The following is a 6,613-nucleotide window of genomic DNA, read 5'->3' as shown; positions in this document are numbered from 1 at the left end:
GGTGGAAGTGCTTTTTGCTTCTTAATCTTCTTTCCCTTGACCAAGCGTTCCTTTTCCTTTTTGATCTTCTCTAAAAGCACCGAAGCAGGTTCTTCATTTGGATTTTGTGGCACCAATTTACCTTGCATGGCTTCCCGTAAAAAGGCTTGACGGAGTTGCTTTACCAAATCAAGCTGGTTGGTGAGTTCAGTGGATTGATTTTCAAGAGTTATTTTGTTCTTCTTGAACTCTTCAACAATTGCTAGCTGTTCGTTTATATCAGGTAGTTCTATTTCATAATTAAGAAAGAAATCTTCATTTAAATATTTGCGATGAGTAATTCCTGAACTTGCTCTTTCGCAAACATCATAAAAATCTTGCGAGTTTGTGAACTGATTAAACCACTCAATATTTATGATTGAGAAATCAACATTGTAGGCCCAAAAGTTTCCTGTTATTATTGCACCTTCAACTTCATCTGGCGCTATTCCAAACGCTCCATATCTGGCATCAATCTTAGATAGAACAAATTGACCAGCTTTCAGGACGAACTGTTTTTTGGTGCCAATTTTTTCACCTTTTTCAGTATCCCTAACCGAAACGCCTTGATGCTTGGATTTGATTGTTACACGCTTATATTCTTTACCGTCTTCAATATCAATTGGAATCTTACTGCGGTGTAAGAAATCCCCAAATTTATAGGTATTCCAACTCATTTCACAGCCGCCTTTAATTGGTTCAACAAATCCTGACTTCTTTCAAAACTTCTATTCAACATCCCCATCAGTTCTTCACTGCTGTGGGTAATTTCTTCTTCCTGCTTGTGGGGATTTTTGATATCCAGATCATAATTTCTGTCCGTAATAGTCTTAATATCCACCTTCCAGCTTACCTCGTTTTCCTGTCGATCATTCCACCATTTTTTAATGGGCTCAAATTCCTTTACTTGAAGTGGTTTTGTTTTACTGTAACTTTTTTGCCCTTCCGGCAAGCGATGCTCATAATACCATATCTCTTTGGTCGGCTCACCTTTGGTAAAGAACAGTAAATTCGTAGCCACCGTAGCATAAGGCTTAAACACGGAGTTGGGCAATCGAATGATGGTGTGCAGATTACAATCGGTAAGCAATTTTTCACGTACCCTTTGCTTTACACCATCCCCTGTCAAGGAACCATCAGGCAATACAATCCCAGCTCTACCACCTTGCTTCAGTAAATGCACCATCAGCACCAAAAACAGGTCGGCACTTTCCTTGGTCTTAAAATTCTGCGGAAAATTATTTTCGTTATTATTGGCCACGATACCCCCAAAAGGAGGGTTGGCCAGGATCACGTTTACCCTGTTTTTTTCGGTATAATTGCTCAGTGGCTGATCCAAACTATCACGGAAAGTGATATTAGGCACCTCCATATCATGCAAAATCAGGTTGGTAGTGGCCAGCAAATAAGGAAGCGGCTTGTACTCCCATCCAAACACGTTCTTTGCAATACTCTCCCTCTCTGCTACACTATTGGCCTGGCTTTTCAGATGTTCAATAGCTGCCGTCAAGTAACCACCTGTTCCACAGCTAGGGTCTAAAATCTTTTCCCCCAATTGTGGATGCATCATTTCACAGATAAACTCCGTAATGGCTCTTGGTGTGTAGAATTCCCCGCTTTTACCCGCACTTTGTAGTTCCTTCAAAATGGTTTCATAGAGTTCGCCAAATGCGTGGCGGTCTTTAGCAATATTGAAGTCTATTTCATTGAGCTTGTTCAAAACCTTGCGGAGATTGATCCCGCTTTTCATGTAATTGTTATTGCCCTCAAATACCTCACGTACCAATAGTGCCCTTTGGTTAGCTAGGTCTTCGCTCATACCCACCTTTAGGTTTCGAAGTGTAGGAAAGAGTTTCTGATCCACAAAAGCCTGTAATTCATCACCCGTAATCCCTTCATCATCCCCAGCCCATTCGTCCCAGTGAAACTCAGCAGGAATAGGGCTTTCGTAATCGTCCTTAATGACTTCCAGCTCCTTGTCCTTATCGGAGAAAATTTTCAGAAAAAGCATCCATCCCAACTGTTCAATACGCTGTGCATCACCATTCAGTCCAGTGTCCTGCCACATGATCTTGCGGATGCTATCTAATATACCTTTTAAGTTGGCCATTTATTTCTTCTTGTTTTTTAGCTGCTTGGCAGTCTTGTCAATATTTTCAATAAAATCTTTCTCTACTTGAGAAAGCTCATTCTTAGTTTTTTCTTTGAACTTCTCATACTCCGAATGGGCTTTACCCAGTGCCTTTTGATGGCTGACTTTACCCGCATGGGTCAATATTTCATTCCCTGTCATGGTCAAAAAATCATCCAGCCTGGATACCCAGTCCTTCATATACATGGGCTTTCGGTTCATCGCCTGTAATTCTGCCATTTCGAGGTAAGCCGTAACGATCCTGTTTAGAATTTCCAATTCCTGCTCGTTCAGGTAATTCTTGGCTACCTCGGTTTCCTTTTTTGTGGGCTTTGCCCCCTTAAAATTAGTAAGTCCAAGATTTTTTTTACCGGCATCTATCCTTTTGTAGATAACTTCTGCTGCTGTGTGTCCATGTGCAGCCCAGTGCATTTTATTTTGTACCGTTTTGAAAAAAGTGGTGGAAATTTCGGTGTTCGGATCGTAATCGATACTGGTAGCATAGATATCCAGAACCTTTCTCCAAAACACCTTCTCGGAAGATCTAATGTCCCGAATTCTGGCAAGAAGTTCATCAAAGTAGTTACCGCCTCCGGCCTCTTTTAGGAGCTCGTCATTCATTGTAAACCCCTTAACGATGTACTCTTTGATTCTCGAGGTGGCCCATTTTCTAAACTGAACACCCCGATGAGATTTTACCCTGTACCCTACAGAAATGATGACATCCAGGTTATAGAACTTAACTGGACGGTCTGAACCACTAATGTGCAAAATCTGCACATTGCTTTTTTCGTCCAATTCTCCTTCTTTAAAAACATTCCCTATGTGCCTGGTGATTACACTTCTGTCCCGCTGAAAAAGGTCACTGATTTGTTCTTGGGTCAGCCAAACGGTTTCATTCTCCAATCTGGTTTGAATTTTGGTCTGCCCGTCTTCTGTTTGGTAAATTAGTATTTCCGAACTCATTAAGCTCCTGTATTATATAATTCTTGTTCCAATTCTTTTACGGCTTCTAAATATTTGGCTTTGCTTCCAAACTGCTTGATAATCTCCAAGGGGGAACCGTAATCCGTAAGCGGTTTGACCTTGAGGATATCCATACTCTCAATATTGGTCACTCCTTCGTCTGCATACTTATCCAAAAGCGTCTCCAAGACTTTCCTGGCTTGGTCACCATATTTTGTGAAATAATCCCGCTTTTTAACATTATTGGCACGTTCCTTACGTGTGAGCGGGGGCTGCTCAAAAGCAACATGGCATATAAGATCAAAAAGATCAACCTCCCTGTTTACTGCATCTCGCAAAGCTTCCACCAAAACACCTTGTTCTTCCAGTTCCTTGATGATGATTTCTTTTTTGTCCGTACTGTTCCATCGAGCTAGAAAATCATCCAAGGATGCGTACTGACCCTTGATCAATTCTTTGGTATGGTCTTTTAGGCTGGTGGTAATGGGCTTTCCATTGGTGTCAAAATACATTTCACGGCTGATCAACACCGATACATCCACCCCATTCACGTACACTTTCTGACGGGGCTCATTGACTTTGCTGGTTCTTGTCTGCGGTTCGGGATAGCGAATCTTTGCTTCGATTTCTATCTCCTCCCCTGTCTCCTCGTCTATGATCGGGCTGTCAATGCTTTGTTCCTCATCAACGATATTGGTCAAATCGGTATCCTCTGAAACAGGTTTTACTCTTATAGGGTCTCCATCAAAGTCCTTGTCGGCAAAAAGATCAGTAACATTTCGAAAATCCAGAATAGTAAAAAACATTTTGCCAAATCCCTCATTGATCCTGGTTCCTCTTCCTACTATTTGCTTAAACTTGGTCATGGATTTGATTTCCGCATCCAATACGATAACCCTACAAGTTTGGGCATCCACTCCGGTGGTCATTAATTCGGAAGTAGTGGCTATCACGGGATATGTTTCTTCTGGATTGATAAAGTTGTCAAGCTCTCTTTTCCCTTCATCATTGTCTCCCGTGATCTGCATGATATACTTGTGGTTCTTGGCCACTAAATCAGCATTCAGATTGGATAGAGCAAATCGCATCCGCTCAGCATGATCAATGTCCGAACAAAAAACAATGGTCTTGGCAAATCGGTCATAACCTTTCAAAAACTCAGTAAGCTTTCTAGCCACTGTTTGGGTTCGCTCATCGATGACCAGTGTTTTATCAAAGTCCTTCCGGTTATATACACGGTCTTCCACTTCCTTGCCATCCTTATCCTTTTTCCCTTGCTCCGGCCGCCAGCCTTCAGCATCAACGTTCAGGTTGACCCGAACCACCCGATAAGGAGCCAAAAAACCATCATCAATCCCTTGTTTAAGGGAATAGGTATAAATCGGATCTCCAAAATATTCAATATTGGATACCTCTTTGGTTTCTTTGGGAGTGGCTGTCAAACCAATATGAGTAGCTTTATTGAAATAGCGAAGTATCTCCCGCCAGGCACTGTCCTCTTTGGCACTTCCTCTATGGCACTCATCTATGATTATGAGATCGAAAAATTCAGGTGAAAAATCCTTGTATGCATCTTCTATATCGCTGGCATTGGTCAATCCCTGATAAAGGCCCAGGAACACTTCATAGGCCTTATCCTCTGTATCTATTCCCCTCTTATTGTTACTTACAAGCTCTTCCTTTCCATCTGCCCTGCTCACCACCTTTTTTTTGATGATGGTCATCTTGTCTTTGAAATGTTTGAAATCCCCCCTTCTGGTTTGATCTATTAGGGCTGTTCTGTCTGCTAAAAACAGAATTCTCTTCTTTGCCCTACTTTTCCAAAGTCGGTGGATGATCTGAAAAGCCGTGTAAGTCTTTCCCGTTCCGGTTGCCATGACCAGTAAAATCCTTCCTTGTCCATTTGCAACCGCCTCTACCGTTCGGTTTACAGCAATTTGTTGATAATATCTAGGTGACCTACCACTTCCGTCAAAATGATAATCCTGTAATGCTACTTCTTGAGCCTCGCTTGTATGGATTCCTTTGTATTGTTTGTACTTTTTTAAAAGCTCTTCAGGACTTGGAAAGCTATCAATATCAAGTTCTGTCTCAATATTTCCGTCAGTGGCCGTCCGGTCATGGAAAACAAACCCGTCACCATTGCTACTAAAAACACAAGGTATATCCAGAATTTCGGCATAGTCCAAAGCTTGTTGCAGTCCTGCCCTTACTGAATGTCTATTGTCCTTGGCCTCAACAATTGCAATAGGGATATTGGGTTTGTAGTACAGGATATAATCTGCTCTTTTTCTTTTTCCCCTTGCGGTAAGCCTTCCCCTAACATAGATTTTACCATCTGTAAATGATACTTCTTCAAGTAACTGAGTGGTCTTGTCCCAACCCGCCTTTTCTATGGCAGGTGTGATGAATTTGGTACAAATATCACGTTCAGAAAGGGTTTTCTTGTCAATCATAATCACGCAATCAAAAAGGTCAAGTCAAACAAGGAAAATAATTACTTGACCAATTCCCCTTGTACAAAATTTAAGGCTTTCAAACCTTGTGGCTCTTGGTCAATATCATCTATAATCTTATCAGCCAACCAAAGCAGTTCCAGTTCTTTTTCATCTACCTCCAAAAAAGCTGCGATTTTTTTTAGCTGATTCTTTTGAGCCTTTCTCTCCCCCGCTCCAGTTTACTGACCAAAGCTGTATCCGCTTCAATATAGGCCGCTACTTGTCTAGGTAAAAACTGTTTAGCTTCTGTTAACTTAGGCATACTTCGTCCCAAATAGGTCTAGGATACAGATTTAGGATTTAATATTCCTTATAAATCTATTATTATTTCTGAGACTTGTCAGAATTGGTCAAATATAAAAAATACCATGAAAATTAAACGTGTCACATTGGCCTTTTTCTTATTTCAAGCTTTTTTAACGCTTAATAAATAATTGACTGATCCAACAGAATAAACGAAAACAGCATTTGTTATATGAATTTTTAATTGATGGTTCTTCCGCTTTCAATCAAACTTAAAGAGAAATAACAAAACCCATCATTTATCTGTGATCTTAATAAAACAATAAATAGTTTTTGTACTACAAAGGAATTTCTATCAGCGAAGATGAAGCCTTTTAAATCCATCTCAACTTCTTACAAAATTTGGTAGTTAAAAAGTTATTTGAATTATATTTACTGGCCATTTTCACTTTGATTTTTCAAAAAAATAGCTTGCCCAACCCCTCATAACACTCCTCCGCCAACTCTCTCAGCTCTTCACCTAAACTGGAAATAGGATAATCCAGGCATCTATCCATATACCCCATATAAGTATCTAAAAAATCATTCTCCCAATGTTCTGGTACTTCCATCAGCCGCTTGACCAAATCCATAATCCCTAGATGATGACAATGGCCTGCATCCAAGTCTATTTTATCCAAGCCTCTAATCAATTGATTATGCTTAAGATCTTGAAGGATCAATTCTATGATAAGCTCGTCTTTTTGAATATTGATCA

The 6,613-nt window shown here is 40.5% G+C and carries 7 protein-coding genes; all 7 read right to left on the bottom strand.

The window, feature by feature from the left end; all coding sequences use genetic code 11:
• Positions 1–695 (bottom strand): restriction endonuclease subunit S (locus tag ACYVAA_RS21925; RefSeq protein ID WP_460546013.1); only part of this gene is annotated, 695 nt, incomplete at its 3' end.
• A complete protein-coding gene (locus ACYVAA_RS21920; protein WP_460546011.1) occupies positions 692–2,128 on the bottom strand; it encodes a class I SAM-dependent DNA methyltransferase in 1,437 nt (478 codons plus the stop codon). The genes ACYVAA_RS21925 and ACYVAA_RS21920, both read right to left, overlap by 4 nt.
• The gene (gene rhuM / locus ACYVAA_RS21915; protein WP_460546009.1) at positions 2,129–3,115 is read right to left on the bottom strand and encodes a virulence RhuM family protein; all 987 of its coding nucleotides are present in this window, start codon (positions 3,113–3,115) and stop codon (positions 2,129–2,131) included.
• Positions 3,115–5,571: a type I restriction endonuclease subunit R gene (gene hsdR, locus ACYVAA_RS21910; protein ID WP_460546006.1), complete on the bottom strand. Its 2,457-nt coding sequence runs from the start codon at positions 5,569–5,571 to the stop codon at positions 3,115–3,117. The genes rhuM and hsdR overlap by 1 nt, the downstream gene beginning before the upstream one ends.
• A gap of 41 nt (positions 5,572–5,612) precedes the next feature.
• On the bottom strand, positions 5,613–5,735 hold the full coding sequence (locus ACYVAA_RS21905; RefSeq protein ID WP_460546004.1) for a hypothetical protein: 123 nt from the start codon (positions 5,733–5,735) through the stop codon (positions 5,613–5,615).
• A gap of 17 nt (positions 5,736–5,752) precedes the next feature.
• The gene (locus tag ACYVAA_RS21900) at positions 5,753–5,875 is read right to left on the bottom strand and encodes a hypothetical protein (protein ID WP_460546002.1); all 123 of its coding nucleotides are present in this window, start codon (positions 5,873–5,875) and stop codon (positions 5,753–5,755) included.
• Between the two features lie 439 nt (positions 5,876–6,314).
• Positions 6,315–6,611, bottom strand: coding sequence for a hypothetical protein (locus ACYVAA_RS21895; protein WP_460546001.1), 297 nt, complete (start codon positions 6,609–6,611; stop codon positions 6,315–6,317).
• Positions 6,612–6,613 lie beyond the last annotated feature (2 nt).

Source organism: Echinicola sediminis, from assembly GCF_054777495.1.
The sequence above is the reverse complement of the archived record's forward strand: the minus strand, read 5'-3'. Positions and strand labels throughout refer to the sequence as shown.